This window comes from Protofrankia sp. Cj3, assembly GCF_917627355.1.
In the GTDB taxonomy this organism is placed as follows: Bacteria; Actinomycetota; Actinomycetes; order Frankiales; family Frankiaceae; genus Protofrankia.
The window spans coordinates 1-16,885 of sequence record NZ_CAKJTR010000055.1 but is presented as its reverse complement, the minus strand read 5'-3'; the positions used below and the strand labels follow the sequence as shown (position 1 = coordinate 16,885).

General features: G+C 70.1%; 9 protein-coding genes. 3 read left to right on the top strand and 6 right to left on the bottom strand.

Features of this window, described 5'->3' with window-relative positions:
• On the bottom strand, positions 1–1,408 hold a 1,408-nt coding region (locus MJ783_RS09950), incomplete at its 3' end, for a SpoIIE family protein phosphatase (protein ID WP_239310099.1).
• 373 nt (positions 1,409–1,781) lie between these two features.
• Here MJ783_RS09950 and MJ783_RS09945 point away from each other — a divergent pair.
• The gene (locus MJ783_RS09945) at positions 1,782–2,876 is read left to right on the top strand and encodes an ATP-binding cassette domain-containing protein (RefSeq protein ID WP_239310098.1); all 1,095 of its coding nucleotides are present in this window, start codon (positions 1,782–1,784) and stop codon (positions 2,874–2,876) included.
• On the top strand, positions 2,873–3,658 hold the full coding sequence (locus MJ783_RS09940; RefSeq protein ID WP_239310097.1) for an ABC transporter permease subunit: 786 nt from the start codon (positions 2,873–2,875) through the stop codon (positions 3,656–3,658). The genes MJ783_RS09945 and MJ783_RS09940 overlap by 4 nt, the downstream gene beginning before the upstream one ends.
• 231 nt (positions 3,659–3,889) lie before the next feature.
• Here MJ783_RS09940 and MJ783_RS09935 read toward each other — a convergent pair whose 3' ends face one another.
• A complete protein-coding gene (locus MJ783_RS09935; RefSeq protein WP_239310096.1) occupies positions 3,890–5,761 on the bottom strand; it encodes a hypothetical protein in 1,872 nt (623 codons plus the stop codon).
• Positions 5,762–5,825: 64 nt separating this feature from the next.
• Positions 5,826–7,265 carry a lipopolysaccharide biosynthesis protein gene (locus MJ783_RS09930; protein WP_239310095.1) on the bottom strand — a complete coding sequence of 480 codons (1,440 nt, stop codon included), beginning with the start codon at positions 7,263–7,265 and terminating at the stop codon, positions 5,826–5,828.
• 231 nt (positions 7,266–7,496) lie between these two features.
• On the opposite strand from MJ783_RS09930, the gene MJ783_RS09925 reads away from it, so the two are divergent.
• The gene (locus MJ783_RS09925; protein WP_239310094.1) at positions 7,497–9,050 is read left to right on the top strand and encodes a glycosyltransferase family 4 protein; all 1,554 of its coding nucleotides are present in this window, start codon (positions 7,497–7,499) and stop codon (positions 9,048–9,050) included.
• A 66-nt stretch (positions 9,051–9,116) separates the two neighbouring features.
• Here the strand turns inward: MJ783_RS09925 and MJ783_RS09920 are convergent, their stop codons facing one another.
• The 3 genes from MJ783_RS09920 to MJ783_RS09910 all read right to left on the bottom strand — a co-directional run bounded on the left by MJ783_RS09920 (position 9,117) and on the right by MJ783_RS09910 (position 16,128).
• Positions 9,117–10,451, bottom strand: coding sequence for a condensation domain-containing protein (locus MJ783_RS09920; RefSeq protein ID WP_239310093.1), 1,335 nt, complete (start codon positions 10,449–10,451; stop codon positions 9,117–9,119).
• A gap of 567 nt (positions 10,452–11,018) precedes the next feature.
• Entirely contained in the window at positions 11,019–14,957 is a 3,939-nt protein-coding gene (locus tag MJ783_RS09915) for an alpha-(1->3)-arabinofuranosyltransferase family protein (protein WP_239310111.1), read from the bottom strand.
• A 151-nt stretch (positions 14,958–15,108) separates the two neighbouring features.
• On the bottom strand, positions 15,109–16,128 hold the full coding sequence (locus tag MJ783_RS09910; RefSeq protein ID WP_239310092.1) for a dolichyl-phosphate beta-glucosyltransferase: 1,020 nt from the start codon (positions 16,126–16,128) through the stop codon (positions 15,109–15,111).
• Between the last annotated feature and the right edge of the window lie 757 nt (positions 16,129–16,885).

Below are 16,885 nucleotides of genomic sequence, written 5' to 3'. Positions count from 1 at the left end.
ACGGAGCCGACCAGATCTCCCCGGATCTGCCGGGGCGAGCAACGGGTCGGCCGGTCCGGCCTTGCCGGTCCGGCGGGCAGCCCGCATCGGGCCGGGGCTCCGGTGACTCCGCGCGGGCCTCCCCGCTCGGTTGCGCCGATGCGGCCGGAACCCCGGCGGCGGCGAACCGCTCTGGCGAGGGGCCCGAGCGGCGCAGCAGCAGCCCCTGCGGATGGCCTGCGTTGGCATATTCGACCGTCCCGCTCGCCGGGTCGACCACAGCGACCACGGCAGTGGCGAAGACCTCGTCTGTCTCGCCCAGATTGTCCACGACCCATTCGATGGCCGCGCCGGGGTCGGACACCCCTCCGGTCAGCGCCGCGCCCAGCAGCTGTTTGAGCCGCAACGCGTACACACCAGCCGCCGACCCGTGACCGGAGACATCGCCGACGACCACACCGACCCGGCCGCCGGGCAGGTCGACCGAATCGAACCAGTCACCCGCCAGCTCCCCCTCAGCCGGATCAACCCGCCCGCGCACGATCAGCCCGGACGCGTGCAGGGTGGACGGGGTAAGGGCGTCACGCAGGGCGACTACAGCGGGCCCCTCCTGGGCAAGCGCCTCCCAGAGCCGGTCGTTCTGCCGGACAAGGCGCACCAGCTGTGCCCGCATCGCGTCCACGTTGCCGGCGAGCTCGACAAGCTCCTTGGGGCCGACCGCGGGAACGCGGGTGTCGTAACGTCCCGCGGCGACCGCGTTGACCGCGCGGCGCAACGAGGCGATCGGCCGCAGCAGCCAGCGACGCACCACAACGCTCAGCGTGACCACGATCACCGCAACCAGGAACACCGCGGTGCCCAGTGAGCTGAGCAGCAGATCCTGAGCACCGGCAACCCGGCCAACGGTGGATATCTGCTCCCGGGAAATCATGATCTCCAGATTGGTCACATCGGTGCGCAGCGCGCTCAGCCGAGTCCGAGCCATCACGGACTTCTCGACGTCACGGGCAGCCACCACAGCGCCGCCGCTCATAGCCGCCAGCTCCGGCCGCGCCACCTCCGAAAGCCATGCCTCATGTGCTCGAGTGACCTTGTGCAACTGGATGATCAGCGTAGCCCAGTCACCCAGCAGCGCTTCCAGCCGCGCATAGTGCACCGGGATCAGCTTGCCGGCCTCGTCGAAGGAGTCGAGGAAGGAGCGGTCCTCGGTGATCAGATAGCCGCGAACGCTGCTCTCCTGGTCGACGTAGTCGGCGAGGAGCATGGCCGCGGTGGTCGCGGCGGGGTCCAACCGGTTGCCCCGCTCGGCCGTGGCGTGGTCGGCCCGCACCGCTGAGTAGACCGCAACCCCGAGTGTCGCGATGCCTACGACCAGGGCCAGGGCCACCATCATCCGGATGCCCCGGCGCAGACCCGCGACCTCGGCCACGGTGACTCCCTTCGCTCCCTCGGAACCCTCGCCACCTGGATGCCGGGCTCGAAGCATTCTCGCCCAGCACGATGACGGCGCCGCGCGCAGCCGGACGCTCCTGACGGGTGACGAACCTCCCACTGGACGGGCCGGCCGCCCACCGGTCGTGCCCAGGGCGGGCTGGGTGGCGCCTTCCTCAGGGAGAGTTAATGATCGCCGTTGTTCACAACACTTCTCCATCCGTTACGCTCTGCCTGGTCAACGCTTACCAGCTGGGAGGCGATGCCACACGAATCCGACACCGGCAGCCAGCCCCGGCGGCCAGCCAGCGTCGGCAGCCAACCAGTGTGGGGAAGCAACCAGCGCGGGGAAGCGAGGAGGCAATCACGTAATGACGGCGGAGACTCCGGCGAGGCCACCGCGGGTGCGAACAAAATCACGACGGCAGGCTCGCACGGACCTGCCGCAGCCACCGGCCGACGCCGCCATCTGGAGCCAGGGGCTCACCAGGCAGTACGGCACCCGGCGCTCCGTGGACCGGATCAACCTGCATGTTCCCACCGGGGCGTTGTCGGGCTTCGTCGGGCCGAACGGAGCCGGTAAGACGACCACGCTGCGGATGCTGCTCGGGCTGATCCGCCCCACTGGCGGCCACGGTTTCGTGCTCGGGCACCCTGTCGGCAGCCCCGCGGGCTATCTGTCCCGGGTCGGCGCGATGATCGAGGGGCCGACCTTCCACCCCGGGCTCACCGGGCGCGCCAATCTGCTGCTGCTGGCCCGCCTGCGCCGGCTCGGCCCGGAACGGGTCGCCGAGACGTTGGACACGGTCGGCCTGACCAGCCGGGCCGACGACCGGTTCTCCCTCTACTCGCTGGGCATGAAACAGCGACTGGGAATTGCCGCCGCGCTGTTGCCCGGCCCCGAGCTCCTGATCCTCGACGAACCGACCAACGGGCTGGACCCAGCGGGCATCCGTGAGATCAGAAGCCTGCTGAAGGACCTCGCCGGGGCACGGATGACGGTTTTCGTTTCCAGCCACCTGCTGTCAGAGGTCGAGCAGATCTGTGACCATCTGGTCATGATCCGGACCGGCCGGCTGCTCTTCCAGGGGCATGTGACCGACCTGTTGGCCGCCGAGGATCCACGGCTCGTGCTGACGCCTGAGCATGCGGGAGACACCGAACGCCTCGCCGCTCTGCTGCGCGACCACGGCCTGCGGGTGGATCCGCCGGAGCCCTCGACCGAGTCAGTGAGCGTGCACGCCCCCGAGGCGGTGGCCGCGAACCTCAATAAGATCGCTATGAAAGCGGGGATCACGCTGCGCGCGCTGACCGCGTACCGGCCCACGCTGGAGGAGACCTTCCTGGTGGCGACCGGCGGGGTCGACGGGGATCTGATCCCGCGTAGCCGCAGTTCACCGGATGCCTCGGTCGGCTTCCACTCACCCCGTGTGCCGGCCCAGGACATCCCTGGACGTGTTTCATGACGCCGATGTTCCGAGCCGAGTGGGTCAAGATCGGCCGTCCTCGATTCTTCTTCGGCACGCTCGCGGCCATCGCCGCCGTGGCAGCGCTCGGCGCGGTATTGACCATGCTGTCGGTCGGGCACAGCGATTACGACGGCGTGCCCGTCACGGCAACCGCGCTGGCCGCTGCGGACGGGGTCATGCAGGGGCTGGAGGCCGTCAGCATCCTGCTCGGGGTGATGGCCCTCGCGGTCACCGCCGCCGTGATCGGCTCCGACTTCACCCATGGGACGCTGCGTAATCAGCTCATAGCCTATCCCCACCGGCTTCGCCTGCTCGCGGGCAAATGCCTTGCGCTGGCGGCTTTCGTCACTGTGATGGTCACCGCGGCGATGGCGGTGGCCGCCGCCATGTCGTTCGCGATCGCGCCCGCGACGGGCGTGAGTACCGCGGCCTGGCACAGCAGCGCTGGTCTGGTCGAAATCGGCAAGGGATACCTGAACGTGCTCATGGCATCCCTGGGATACGCGACCATCGGCGTCCTGGCGGGGGTCGTGTTCCGTTCCCCCGCCGCGGCGGTGTCGGTGGGCCTTGCCTACGCCCTGCCGCTGGAGATGCTGGTATCGCGCATCTGGAGCCCGGCGGCGACCTGGTTGCCCGCGCGGCTCATGGACACCTTCGCCGCGGGCGCGCACGGGTATCACATCACCTACGCCGCGGCCGGCGGCCGGATTCTCCTCTTCTGCGCGGCGGCCGTGGTGGTCGCCGCCGGGCTGTTCAGGCACCGTGACATCACGTCCTGACCAGGTTTGGAGCGACCGGCAATAGGGGATGCGCCCTCGCGGGGCCAGGGCAGGCATCTCGCGTCATCGCTCCCCGTCCATCGCCGCGCGATGCACGGGTACCCCGGCTCGTCGGTCGCCACCCACCACAGGGCGCCTCCCTCCGCCGCCTCGCGATCCATCCACCCGGGCGCCGCTTCCTGATCGAACGCCCTATTGCCGGAGCCTGTGAGAGGCTCCGGCAGGTCGCTCTCAGGGCAGTACGGCACGCAGGTCGACACGCATCAGCCACTGGTCGAGCTTGAACGGTGGATACGGCCAGGGGATGGCGTCGAGCACCAGCTGGTTGACGGGGAGCCACATCACTCCGCGGTGCGCGTCGACAGCGCCTCGCCGGACACCGATGTAGCGGGTGGAGGGGCCGCGCAGGCCGCGCAGGCCGATATCCACCGGCCGGCCCACCACGAAGGTCATGTGCCGTCCCTGGCCCGACGGCCGGATGACCTGCACCGTACCGTCGAGCCCGGCGAGCACAACCGCCCCGCTGGCCGGATCGAAGACGATGCTGCGGATGAGGCCGCCCTCGCCGGTGCCCGCGACGAAGTACTCGGGCGGGTTCAGCGCTCCCCAGCTTTGCGCCGGCCAGCCGTCGACCGTCGGCGTGCGGCTGACCAGGCCGCGCTCACTGCCGATCTTGGGATAGACCGCGAGGGTGGCGGCACGCAGTCCGTCCGCCCTGGTACGGGCAACGTACAGGGTGCCGTTCCCGTCGAAGCAGGCGGTCTCCATCCGGGAGTTGTCCACCGCGGCACGTATCGGGAGGCTGCGCGGAGTGATTCTCCCGGCTGCCCGGCTCCCGGTGCCCGCGGCGTAGGAGAACTCCTGGATGGGAAACGAAACGACCCGGTTGTCCGCTGTCCGGCAATCGCTGATCAGCACAAACCGTTCATCGCCGGCCCTGCTGGTAGGATCAGCGACAACCTCGCGGGGGCTCACCACCACCGGTATACCGAAGACGTGGGTCTCGGGGTACTGCCAGCTGGCGCGTACCCGGCCCGCGGTGTCGACGACCAGCAACGCGCCTTGCTCCGTGCCGAGGCTCCCAGCGCCGAAGTACTGCGCGATCACCAGATGACCGCTGGCCGGCAGCTTGCTGATCGCCGCCGGGCCACGGGGCGATCGCGGTTCGCCCCTGGCCTCACGCGGAAAGGCCCTTCCCGACGTTTCCGGCGGCGCGGTCGCGGCCAGCTGGTCCGTCGTCCACGAATGGGCCGGGTCGTAACGCCACGATCCGCCCCGCGCCGGGCGGCGGATCTGCCCGAGCGTGGGCAGCTCCCCGTAGACAGCCGTGTCCCACCCGAAATAAGGCATGGCCGATACGAACATCACCCGTTCGTCCGGACCCGCACCGATCACGGCCACGTCGGCCACGTCGGCTCCGCCAACGCCGCGGAACCTCGTTTCGGCCCGCGGCAGCTCCGTCCGCCCAGTGCTCGACGGTATGACCAGCCGGGTGAAACTCACCGAAGCCGGCTCGAACACCGCGAGCTCCATGCCCGTCCCGGTCGGCTGTGCCTGGTTGTCCGAGAAGGGCGTGGTGGCGGTGAACACCGTCCCATCGGATGTGACCGTGGACATATAGGCGGCCTGGCCGGGACCAAAGCCCCAGCCCGCAACACCGACTGTCGCAAGCTGGGTGTCTCCGGCACGGTCCCCGAAGCTGCCGGGCGCGCCGAACAACACGAGCGCGTCGGACGGAGTGGCCGGCCGTGGCCCACCCAGTAGTTTTGCCAGGCCCGTAGCCGCGAGGGCACCGAGACCACTCGCGGCGGCACCGACCACGACCCGGCGGCGGGTTGCGCCCCGGTGCCTCCCCCGGGCCCCGCCCCGGCCGGTTTCCGGCGCCGCCGGCACCGCTGCCGGGACGGGGCCCGGGACAGCACCACCAGTCAGATCCGCCGCCGGCATGGGCCACGGCGCGGCCCGCTCCCCAGCTGCCACGGCGAGCCCGTGACCACCCGCGGCCCGGTCGATGCCGCCACCCGGCCCGATATTCTGAGCGGCGTCGCCGGATACATCCCTGGGCGCGGGCGGATAGTCCCCCGACGCGGATTTCCGACGCATGGCTCCTAGTCTCCGATGAAGACCGTGCCATGGATGCTCCGGACCAAAAAAACGGCGAGGTGAGCTACCGCTCGGCGCGAGAGCTGCTGGACAGTGCCGCGGACCGCGGCGGGCGTTGCGTCGGCAGCCCGGGATCCGCGACCGGCTGGTGGGTAGCAGGCCCGGCCGGCCGCTGTGCCGCGACCGGGACGCTCAGATCCGACGCTGCCGGCCGGTGTGCCCGCAGCATCATGAAACCGGTCATGGACGCGGTCACCGCCTGGCAGACGAGCGCGGCAACCGCCGTGGCGAACAGGTCGCCGCCGGCCGCGGCCAAGGCGGCGCCGGTGATGACCGTACCGGCCGCGAGCACGCCCACCACCTTCTGCTGGCCGGCCCCCAGCAGGTAGTTGGTGAACAGCAGCGTCACGGCGAGACAGGTCATGGCGAGCGCCAGAACCCACAGCGCGGGCGCGCCCGCGATCAGGTGCGGGCCGAAGACGACCGAAAGCATGGGGGCGGCCACGACCGCGCCCAGCCCCACCAGCAGCAGGCCGGGGGCGACCACCCAACCCACCGCCGCGAGCAGGGCCGCCGTGGCGGGACGGCCGCGCTGCCGGCGTTGGGCCGCCTCCGGAAGCAGGAAGTTCGCGACCGCCAGGCCGATGAACACCGGCACCTTGCAGGCGGTCGCGATAGCCGCGTACGCCCCGGCCTCGGCGGGGTTGAGCCAGCCGACGATGACCACATCCATGTTCTGCAGCATCGCCAGCGGCACGAGCGCCCCGAGCGCGGTTATCGTGTCGCGCCGGAGAGCGTGCCTGGTACGCACCCGTTGGCCGCTGGCCCGCCGGCGACCCCCATCCGCGGGCACGGATCGGGGGCCCGGCAGTTCATGCCTGCCATGCGCGCTCAGGGCCGTACGCCGACGGGCGTGTTCAGCGGCACACAACACACCGACAATCAGCCCAAGGCCCGCGCCGTTGACTCCGAATCCGGCGAACACCAGGGCAATGGTAACGACGATTCGGCCAATGCCCTCAAGTACGAAGTTGCCGGCGAGCTCCTGGTAGGCACGACCCGCCTGCAATAGTCCGCGCTCAACCGAAAGTGAGACCCAAATCGCTGCCGCCGCAATTGCCTCGGCAATCGCGAAGGGATGCGGATAAGACAGGATCGCGGCAACCGGCCCGTCTGCCAACAGACCGAGTACGCAGGTGACGGCAGCCGCGACAGCGCAGACAACACGCAGCCGGTGAATCCAGAAACCGCGCGCGTGCTGGCTGTCACCGGAACCGGGTATGCCCCGCCGCACCACCGCGACCTGCAACGCCGAGCCGCCCATCGAAAGTATCAGGAAAATCCCGGTCTGAACGACCAGCGCACCGTAACCGGTGGCATTGAGTACGCGCGCAAGCACCAGATTGGCCAGGAGATTTCCGCCATTGACGGCAACCCCGGCAACCGCGAGCGACCCAGGGCCGGAGAGCACCCGCGCAAACAGCCCACGCCCGGCGATCGCCATCCACCTTCCTCCCGCACACTTTGGTGCCCGGCCCGGTGCCGACGTTTTGCCGCCATTTCCCGAGCGTCGTCTACCCACCGTAGGCCAACGCCACACCCGGCCGGCATCGGGTACCGGCGATCTGGCACCATCGTCGCGCGGAGTATGGCGTGCTGCGTGCGCGGCGGCGCGGCCGGACTGTGCCGAAAACAACAGGGCAAGCTGGGAGCCCAGCTGAAGGGAGTAAACCGGATGCCCGCAATTGCGGCACCCGCGGGCGGCCTGGGCCGGCAGCTGGATGCGCTCGCCGGGCGCCACGTGGTGTTTCTCAACTGGCGTGACCTTGAACACCCCCAGGCCGGCGGCGCCGAGCTGTACTGCCAATCGGTCGCGGAACGGTTCGCCGCGGCCGGCGCGCGGGTGAGCCTGCTCACCTCCCGCCCGGCCGGCACACGACGATCGCAGATCGTACGGGGTATCACCATCAACCGCTCAGGCGGGACGTTCGGGGTGTATCCAGCCACGCTGGCTCGCCTTCTCCGTGACCGGCACAGCATCGACGCGGTGGTGGACTGCCAGAACGGCATCCCGTTCTTCAGTCCGCTGGTGCTGCCGGCCACCCCGGTCGTCCAGATTCTGCACCACGTCCACCAGCGCCAGTTCCCGCTCTACTTCCCGGCGCCGGTGGCCAGGATCGGACAGCTCCTGGAGACCCCGGGCAGCCGGTGGGTGTACCGGCGGTGTCCGGTGGCCGTCGTGTCACCCTCGACGCGGGACGAAGCGTGGGAGATCCTGAGGCTGCGCGGGCCGCGTTTCATCGTGCCCGGCGGTGTCGATACGCCCCGGGATGACGGGCCGAGCCGGCCCGCTGACCGGCCGACCATCGTCTGCGTGGGCCGGCTCGTCCCGCACAAACGACTGCATCTGCTGCTGGACGCCCTTCCCGCGCTTCGCGCAGCCCACCCCGGGCTGGTCGTCGACCTGGTCGGCGACGGACCGGACCGGGAACGCCTCGGCCGGCACGCGGCCGGGCTCGGTCTCGGCGACGACGTTGTGCGCTGGCATGGCTACGTGGAGGACAGGCAACGGGACCAGCTGCTCTCCACGGCCTGGTTGACCGTCAATCCGTCCCATGGCGAAGGATGGGGCCTGTCCGTGCTGGAGGCCAACGCCCATGGCGTACCGGCGGTGGCATTCCGGGTACCCGGGCTGCGCGATGCCGTCCGCCATGGCCATACCGGCTGGTTGGCGGACGATGCCGATGGGCTCGGACCCACGATCGACATGGCGCTCTCCGCGCTCGCGGACCCGGTCACGGCGGCCCGCTGGCGTGACCGGGCGCGTGCGTGGGCCGCGTGCTTCTCCTGGGACGCCACCGCCGAGCTGCTCGCCCGCGTGGTGACCACCGAGATCGACAGGCTGAGCAGCCGTGCGCCCGGCCGTCACCCGCGCGAGTCACGACGCGCTGACCTGCTGGTCACCCGTGCGGAGTTCCCGCTGCCGTCGACCCAGGCGCTACCAGCCCTGCGCCGTACCGACCTGATCTACCGCAATGTCCCCGACCGCGACGAGCCCTGCCAGAGCGGCACAGGCCGGGCCGGGGACGGCTTCGACCGCGCGGTCGCGGTCCTCTACGGTGCGGGGCCCGCCGACGCACGTGCCGCACTCGATCGGGCCGGTGTCACCGGCCCGATCGAGGTGCGAACCGCGACCGGGGAGGACCTGCTGATCGCCGCGGTCCGCTGCGCGCTTCCCGATGCCGTGCAAGCGGACAGTCCTGTTGCCGGAGCGTCCTCATCCTTCTGACGGGCTGGTGAGCGGCGTGTCGCCGACCGGGCCGGCCACACGGGTCGATCAGCCCACACGAGTCGATCAGCTCAGCTCACCGAGCGCCGTCCGGTACAGGGCGGCGAAGCGCCGCACCGCATATAGATCAAATAAGTCACGGTGGTAGCAGAATGTCAGATACAGCTCATCGCCGTAACCAACCGCGGTGATTACCAGCCCCTGCGGCATACCGGCGAACGCCGCGAAGTGAAACGACGTGACCTGTGGGCCAGCGGTGCCCGCTGCCGGCAGGTCGGGCATCCGGCCGAGATTCGTCACGCTGGCCGCCGGCATCAGCAGCGGCCGAGCCAGGGCCACGGCGACGCGCAGGAGCGCATGGCGCACCGGGCCTGGCAGGCTGGCCACAACGCCGGCTGGGACCCTGGCGCCCGCCGGCCGATCTGCCGCCTTGCTGGCTACGGTCTGCCTGCGTACCGCGGCCAGCAGGATGTCGGGACGCTGACGCTCCCGGGACGTCGTGGCTATCACCGCCTCGCCCGTGTGGTTGCCGAGCGCGACATCCCCATCCCGCTCCCGGATGTTGATCGGCATTCGCATCCGCAGCGTCCCGGTCGCCCGCCCAGCCGCGCTGTTCCAGCGCTCCACCGCGGCCTGGGCAGCGGCGAGCAAAAGATCATTGACGGTCGCCGCCGACCCGCCGCAGGTGGACTGACGGGGCTTCGGGACGGGAAGTGTCTCGCTGTGCACGCCATACGTCGGGTGATGACGCTCGGCGAGAGCGCGGTCATGGCGGGTCCGCCGAGCGGCTGTGACGGCAACCCGGCCGGGCAACCACTGCCGCGGCACCGCGAGATCGGGCAGACGCCCGCGGGCCGGGCGGCCCGGCCCGGCGGCGGCCGGGCGGCAGTCAGCCGGGCGGACGGGGTTCGCGACAGCCCGCTCGGCCGCCTTCGCTGTCGGCCCTCCCGCTTGGGGAGCCATCTCCGGTACGTCGCTCGACGGCGCGCTGAGCTCCAGGATCGCCCGCAACAACGTCGCCACGCTCAGCCCGTCCAGAGCGACGTGATGCGCGGCGAGCGCCACCGCGTCGCCGCCGGGAAGCCGCATGTGCAGCACCCGTAGCGGGGGTGCCGCGGCCAGGTCGAACGGGCGCGAACAGAGATCCGCGAACTGCGCCCACACATCATCGCCGTCGTCACCGGTCAGCACCGCCACCGTCGCTACCGCCGCGTCGTCGGTCGAGGCATCCGGAAACCACCATCGGCGGCCGGACGGACCCGTCCGCAACCGGGCGCGTGCCATGGGATGTCGGGCCAGGACACTGTGCACCGCCGCCCGCAGGCTCTCGGGGTCGATGGCCGCCCGGGTGCGGGCGATCATTCCCAGCGAGATCGGCGCGGAGCGGCGATCCGATGCCATGATCAAATCTTCCAGCACCGAAAAAGGCCGTTCCCGCACACGGTCCGCCGATCCCACCCTGGCCTCGCCAGTGGCAAACAGCCCCAACGAGTGGGACAGCAGTGATCCGGATCGGGGGTGCGGAAGCGGCGGGACAACTGATTCCGGAAGCGACGTGGGCCGTCGCATCGCGCGGGAGTCGATGCTGACACCTTCCTTCGGCTTGCCCGCCTGGCCCGCTCGAAAAACGGCCCAGCGGTGAAATGTCCCCACGGCACACCCCACCCGCACCGGTTTCCCATCCTCACGCCTGCCGCTGGGATCCAGCTCGGAACAGCGGCGGGCGTCTCGCCTGTCACCCGAACGCACGCCGGAAACCGATAGTGCGATAACCGGCAATGCCTTCCGGGACTTCCGGCCAAACTACACCACAAAACACGATCAAACGCAAAAATAACAATTGACAGCTAACTATAACACAATGAACAATCAATCGCCCGGCTCCACCAGCCGATCACCACCATGCGCTGTTCGGCGAAGCCCGGCGCTCCGGGCCCGCGGGCTGGGTGATGGACCGTGCTGATCCCACTACCCGCGATCCATCGGGCCGGGGACGGGCGCCGGGACAAGACCGGCTGGCCGCGCGCCACGGTGGACGGCCACCGAAGCCAGTACACACCCCAACGCGGCGGCGCCGCACAGCTGGACCTGCCAGCCAAAGGCCCCCCGGCCAGACCCGGGAAGGCTGCCGGGCGTCAGCGTCACCACGGCCGTGGCGACGCCCACGCAGCCAGCGGCAAGCCAGGACAGCCCTGTCGACGAACGCCGAGCGACTGCCACGAGCGCCGGGACCACAAGCGCGGCAGGGCCGGCGACCAACATAACCGCGCACATGCCGGCCAGCATGACGCCGTAGCGGAGCTGACCGTGCGCTTGCTCAACCGGCTGGCGGCGGACGCGCCTACCAGCGCCCCAGCGGCGTGATACCCGGCCGGCCCGCCTACGCCCAACGCTCGGGAACATCGCCAACGCGGCCAGCCCAGCGACCATGGCCATGCCAACACCAAGATCACGACGGTAGGCCTGGCCGGGGAGGTTCCTAATAACGATCTTCCCGGCCGCGCCCGCTGGAATGATCCAGCCCTGCTGCCAGCCATCCAGCCTGATCGCCCGAAGTGACACCCCGTTCATGGTCGCCGTCCACGACGCATTGGCGTTCTCCCGGACAGCAAGGTAGCTGCGCTCCCCCGCCGCGATCTCGACCGTGCGGCGCTCCGGCGTCCAACCGGTGATGCGGGTGGTCCGGACGGGCGACGGCGGAGGCGATGCGGCGACGGCGGAGGCGAGCGTGATGGAGTCGACGGCGAACGGTGCCGCACCGGGTGCGGTCGTCAGCAGATGCGGGCCAACGCTCAGGGAGACCGTGCCGCCATCGGTGCACAGAGCCATCCTGACGGGCCGGGACGCCTCGATGTCCTCCCGCGAGGCATCGAGCCGGGTGGCGTACCGCTGCCCGTCAATGGTGACGAACGGACCCGATCCGCAGGGAAGAGCCAACGCCCGCTTTTCCGGCTGGGCCGAGCTTGCGACCACCGTGCCCCGGACGGTGAGGCCGATGGGCCGTGGTACATCAAAACGCCGGCTGAGCTGCCGTTCCTCATCGTCCTCGAACGGTTGGGACGAATCGGCCCGGTTCCGGGTGAACGCATAGACGATGCGCCCGGAATTCGCCCCGGAGAACAGCAGCGCCGCGTCGAAGGGTGTCTGCAGATACCGCTGAAACGTGATCCCGGGAATCGTCAGCTCGCGGATTCCCGCGCCCAGAAAAGGGTCGCCATCCCCGCTGACCTGTTCGAAGCTGATCCGGAACCACCGGGTCGGGCCGGCGGGTACCGCAAGCCGCTGGGCGGCTTCGATCGGCTCGACCGGGGTCACGACCGAACCGGCCTGTGTGGTTACCCTCAGCGCACGCACAGCCGGGCGAGCCTGGCTCTCCGCGAGTAGTTGCACCGTCAATGCCGGCACCTCGATCATCCTCGCGACATCGACCTGCAGCCACTGCCCGACCGAGCCTTTGTCGTCTCTGACGCTCTGCCATGCGGTGCCGGGATCACCGTCCACGGCGTTGGCTGGTGCCAGATCGGTCGCGGCCACCAGTTCGAAGCCGTACGACGACGCGGTGACCGACATCCCACCGACGTAGCCGGCCGTCGTCTGATGCCCGGCCACCGGCCGGTCGGTCCACTGAGCGGGCGGCCCCGCGGCGCCGGCGGCGTACTCATGCGGACCGAGGACGTAGGACTGGCCGCCGTGGACGAGCCCGAACCGGTTGTCACGGCGAGTGAAGGTATCAGTCACCACCCAGGTGCTCTGTGGACCGACGACCTCGGCCGCGGCCGGGTCATCCACAGTGGGAGCGGAATCAGCCATGGCGCCGCGACGGGCAGCGGCATCACCAGCAACGGCATCAGCACCGCCGACGGCATCAGCGCTGCCGACGGCATCAGCGCTGCCGGCGGCGCCCGCGACACCGACGGCGGACGCGAGCGAGACAGCGCTGTGCCCACCGAGATCGGCCAGGTCACTGGCCAGCACGACAGCCTGGTCGGGCAGGATCCGCTGCGCCGCCATCGCCACGGTCGCCTCGGCACCGCCGGAGACGATCAGAGCCGTGTCAGCCGGGTACGCCCGCACCGGACTGGCACCACCGGGAAGCGTCCACACCTGCAGCGCGGGCACCCGCAGGCCCGGATTGCGCAGTGCCGGAACCAGCCTGGCCTTCGCCGCGGAACGAGCCGGGAGCATCGGGCCGAACACCGCGCTCTGTCGCAGCCCGGACCCGCTCAGCGCGCGGTCGATCTGCTCGGATGACGGCGGTACGTCCCAGTCCTTGTTCTGCAGGTCATTACGGACAAGCACCTGTCCGACCCCGGCTCGGGCCAGCGCCTCGGCAAGCCCTGGCGCTGACCCGAGCGTGAGTTGGCGTTCGATCCCGTCCATCCACCGGGTAACTCCGACCCCGCCGAGCGGGACCAGGCTGCGTACCCCCCAGGGTGTCCGTGCCAACCACTGCATCGGCTCGTCCAGCGGGCGGCCCCAGTCGTACTCGCCGAACGCCGTCCCCGGCAGCACCAGGGTCCGGCCGCCGGCCGGATTGCGCGCCAGCCAGTCCGCGGCCTGCCCCCAGTAACCCGGAACCTCACGAAACGATCCAGCGGGGGTCATCGTGCCCGCGAGCGCGGGGGTCATTCCCGTGATCACACAAGCAGCGGTGGCGATGACGACCGCGGCCCGGCCAGCCCGCCGCCCGGTCCCCCTGCCACGCCCGCCGGTGCCGGCACTCCGCCGGGCGATCCCGCCAGCCCCGCCGGCACCGGCGGCCCGGTCGGGAAGCCGCCATGAGGCCGCGACGGACAGGGCATGGGCGAGGCCGAGTGCCATCGGCAGCCGGATCACCGGCTGGAACTTGTACACATTACGGAGAAAGCCGAACGGGCTGCCGAGAAGGTCACGGACCGTACCAGCCAGCGGGCTTCCCGGCTGCCCGGGGTAAGCGGCGCAGACAGCAACGACTCCGATCCCAAACGTGAACACCAGAAAGTGCCGGGACGGCAGATCGGCGCGGGCAAGCCCCCAGACACCGAGCGCCGCGACCAGGCCTGACCCGATCACCGCCGCGGCGGTGGTGACGTACTCGGACGCCGCGGGCAGCCACGGGCTCGGCAGGCGCAGGTAGGCCATCCAGTCGCTGGCACCCCGCAAAGCCTCGCCGACCGATGTCGTGGCGGTCGTGATGCCGGCGGTCTCGGTATAGGGAAGAAAATTGAGCCCATACCGCCTCTGCACACCCAGCGCCAGGACCCACCAGCCGGTCGCCAGCAACACCGCCAGGACCCACCAGCCCCGCAGCGCCCAGGCACGCCGGTCGGTCCCGGCCAGGATGAGCCCGACAGCCGGACACAGCAGAACGTCCAGGATGACACTCGCGTTGACGCCGCCGGTAGCGAAGATCGCAAGACCGGACAGCGCCGCGGCCCGCCGCGGCGACAACCGCGGGAGCGATCCGGGCGCATCCCGCCGCATCGCGAGCACAAGCGGCAAGACCATCCACGGCAGCATCGCGCTCCCCGTCAGCGCGACGGAACTCGAGCCGATCTTTCCCAGCACAAACGGCGATGTGGAGTAGGCAAGTCCGCCGACCACCCGGGACGCCCGGTCACCGACACGCAACGCATCGGCGAGCCGGATCACTCCCCAGGCCGCCACCGTCAGGATCAGCGCCATCCACAGCCGCTGGGTGACCCATGGTGGCAGGGCCAGCACGTTCCCGATGGCGAAGAACGAGCCCATCGGGAACAGGTAGCCGACGTACTGGTTGGGGAACAGGCCGAAATCCGAGGCCGAACTCCACAGATGAGTGCTCCCCGCGAGGAAGCGGAGCGGATTCACCGCCAAGTCAATCTTGGTATCCGCGGCGATCCTGCCGGGCGCCTGAAGCAGACACAGTAGGATGAAACCGGCAGCCATCACCGCTATGGGCCACCGTGGCGTGCGGCCGGGGCCGCCGGGCGCGGGCACGCCGCGCCGCGGGCTCAGTGACGCCCCCCGGCCCACCCGCTCCGGCGCCCCCGGCGTCATCGCAGCCGCCGGAAAACCGAACCGCGCGGTCGAGCACAGTTCATACGACCTCGCGCGGAGTCGGCTGTAGACCGATGTCCCGTCCACCCCCGCTCCTCACCGACCCGGGCTTCTCCGCCGCGCAGGCGTCCGCCGCCAGAGCGCCCGCGCCCATGCTGATCACGCGCGCGACCGGGACCCGGGATGCCTCCGCCGTCAGTTCGGGATGGGAGTCGCTGCCGGCCGCCGCCACAGCCGGCCGCCGCACCGCGGCCAGCGGCGTGGGCACCGGCGTGGGCACCGGCGTGGGCACCGGCTGCGCGACCACCGACGGTTGCGCCTCGCCGCTTCGCAGGCGCAACGGAGTGGGCATGGCGGGGCGGCGCCGCCGGTAGCGCCGGGCCCGCAACACGTCGACCAGCATCGCCGGGGTGTGCCTGGTGACACGGAAGGTCCCACCGGCCATCTCCGACCAGCGCACGGGGACCTCGGCGATCTGGTAACCCATGGACCGCGCGATTGAGAGAACCTCGACATCGAAGCCGAAACCGGTGGACCGCGACATGCTGAACAACAGCTTCGCCTCGGCATGCCGGAAGGCCTTGAAGCCGCACTGGGTGTCCGCGACGTCGAGTCCCGCGAGCGTACGGGTGATCTGGTTGAACGCCCAGCTCCCCATCCGCCGGCCGCTGGTGCGTAGCGCGCTGTCACCGATCCGGCGCGACCCCAACGCCACCTCGGCCTCCTGGAGCGCCGCGAGAAGCAGCGGAAGATCGTTGACGTCCGAGGCCATGTCCGCGTCCATGAACACGATCGACGCGCCCCGCGCTATCGCGACGCCCGTACGGATCGCGGTGCCTTTACCGGAATTCCACGGAAGCCGCACGACACGCGCTCGCGGCAGGTCACTCAGCAGCTTCTCGGCAACCTCTGCCGTGCGGTCGGTACTGCCGTCGTCAACAAGGATCACCTCCGCGCCGGCAAGCTTGCCCACGACGGCCACCAGCCGGGGCAACGCCTCCGGGAGCCGGTGCGCCTCGTTGAAGGCGGGGATGACGATACTGACGGGAACGTGGTCCAAGAGTCACTCCCAAGCTGCGTCGGCAACGGCACGGGCGGTTACAATCATCTGTCGATCGCGAATCACCTCGTGCCGCCCGAATAAGTCCGGCCGAAAGGTCGATACGGCATCGCCACGCCGGTGAGATCGAAGCCGCCGAATCGCTATTCACCGGGCGAAGGCCAACCGAGGGCCCATTGTTCGGCCGCCAACAGGTTGTCGGCACGTACTGGTCACGCGGGATGGACAGCAGGTATCGGTACATTCGCCCACCCATCCTTTGACGGCGTTGCCCGGGGCTGCCGGTAACACGCAATAGACCATGCTCGCAGCGCCGTCGGATATTGTGCTGGCACACCGTTTCTCGACGGTGTGAAACTCGGCCGACCGCCGGCACGCCGCCGGGGGCCCGGCGCGATCCCCGAACCGACCACCGCCATCCCAACCTCACTCTCGGTTACCCAGTAGGCCGAATGGCACACGATCACGGCTCTTCCTGCGTACTCGGCGGCCCGAGGGAATCTCGCGGCGGACGTCGTACTCGAGACAACGACTGGCGAGCGCACCCGCCCGCACGCCGGTCGGCACCCGCCTGAGGCACGTACACCTCCGGCATCCTCTCGCAGGCACGCCAGCTTCCTTCGCCCGCCACCCACACGTCACTGCGACGCACATCCGACACGTGGGACTCCGTCACATCAGATCACTCTTGAGAGTCAAACGATTACCAATCGACATGACCGCAAACAGCTGCCACTCGAAAGTCAACACGAGAATC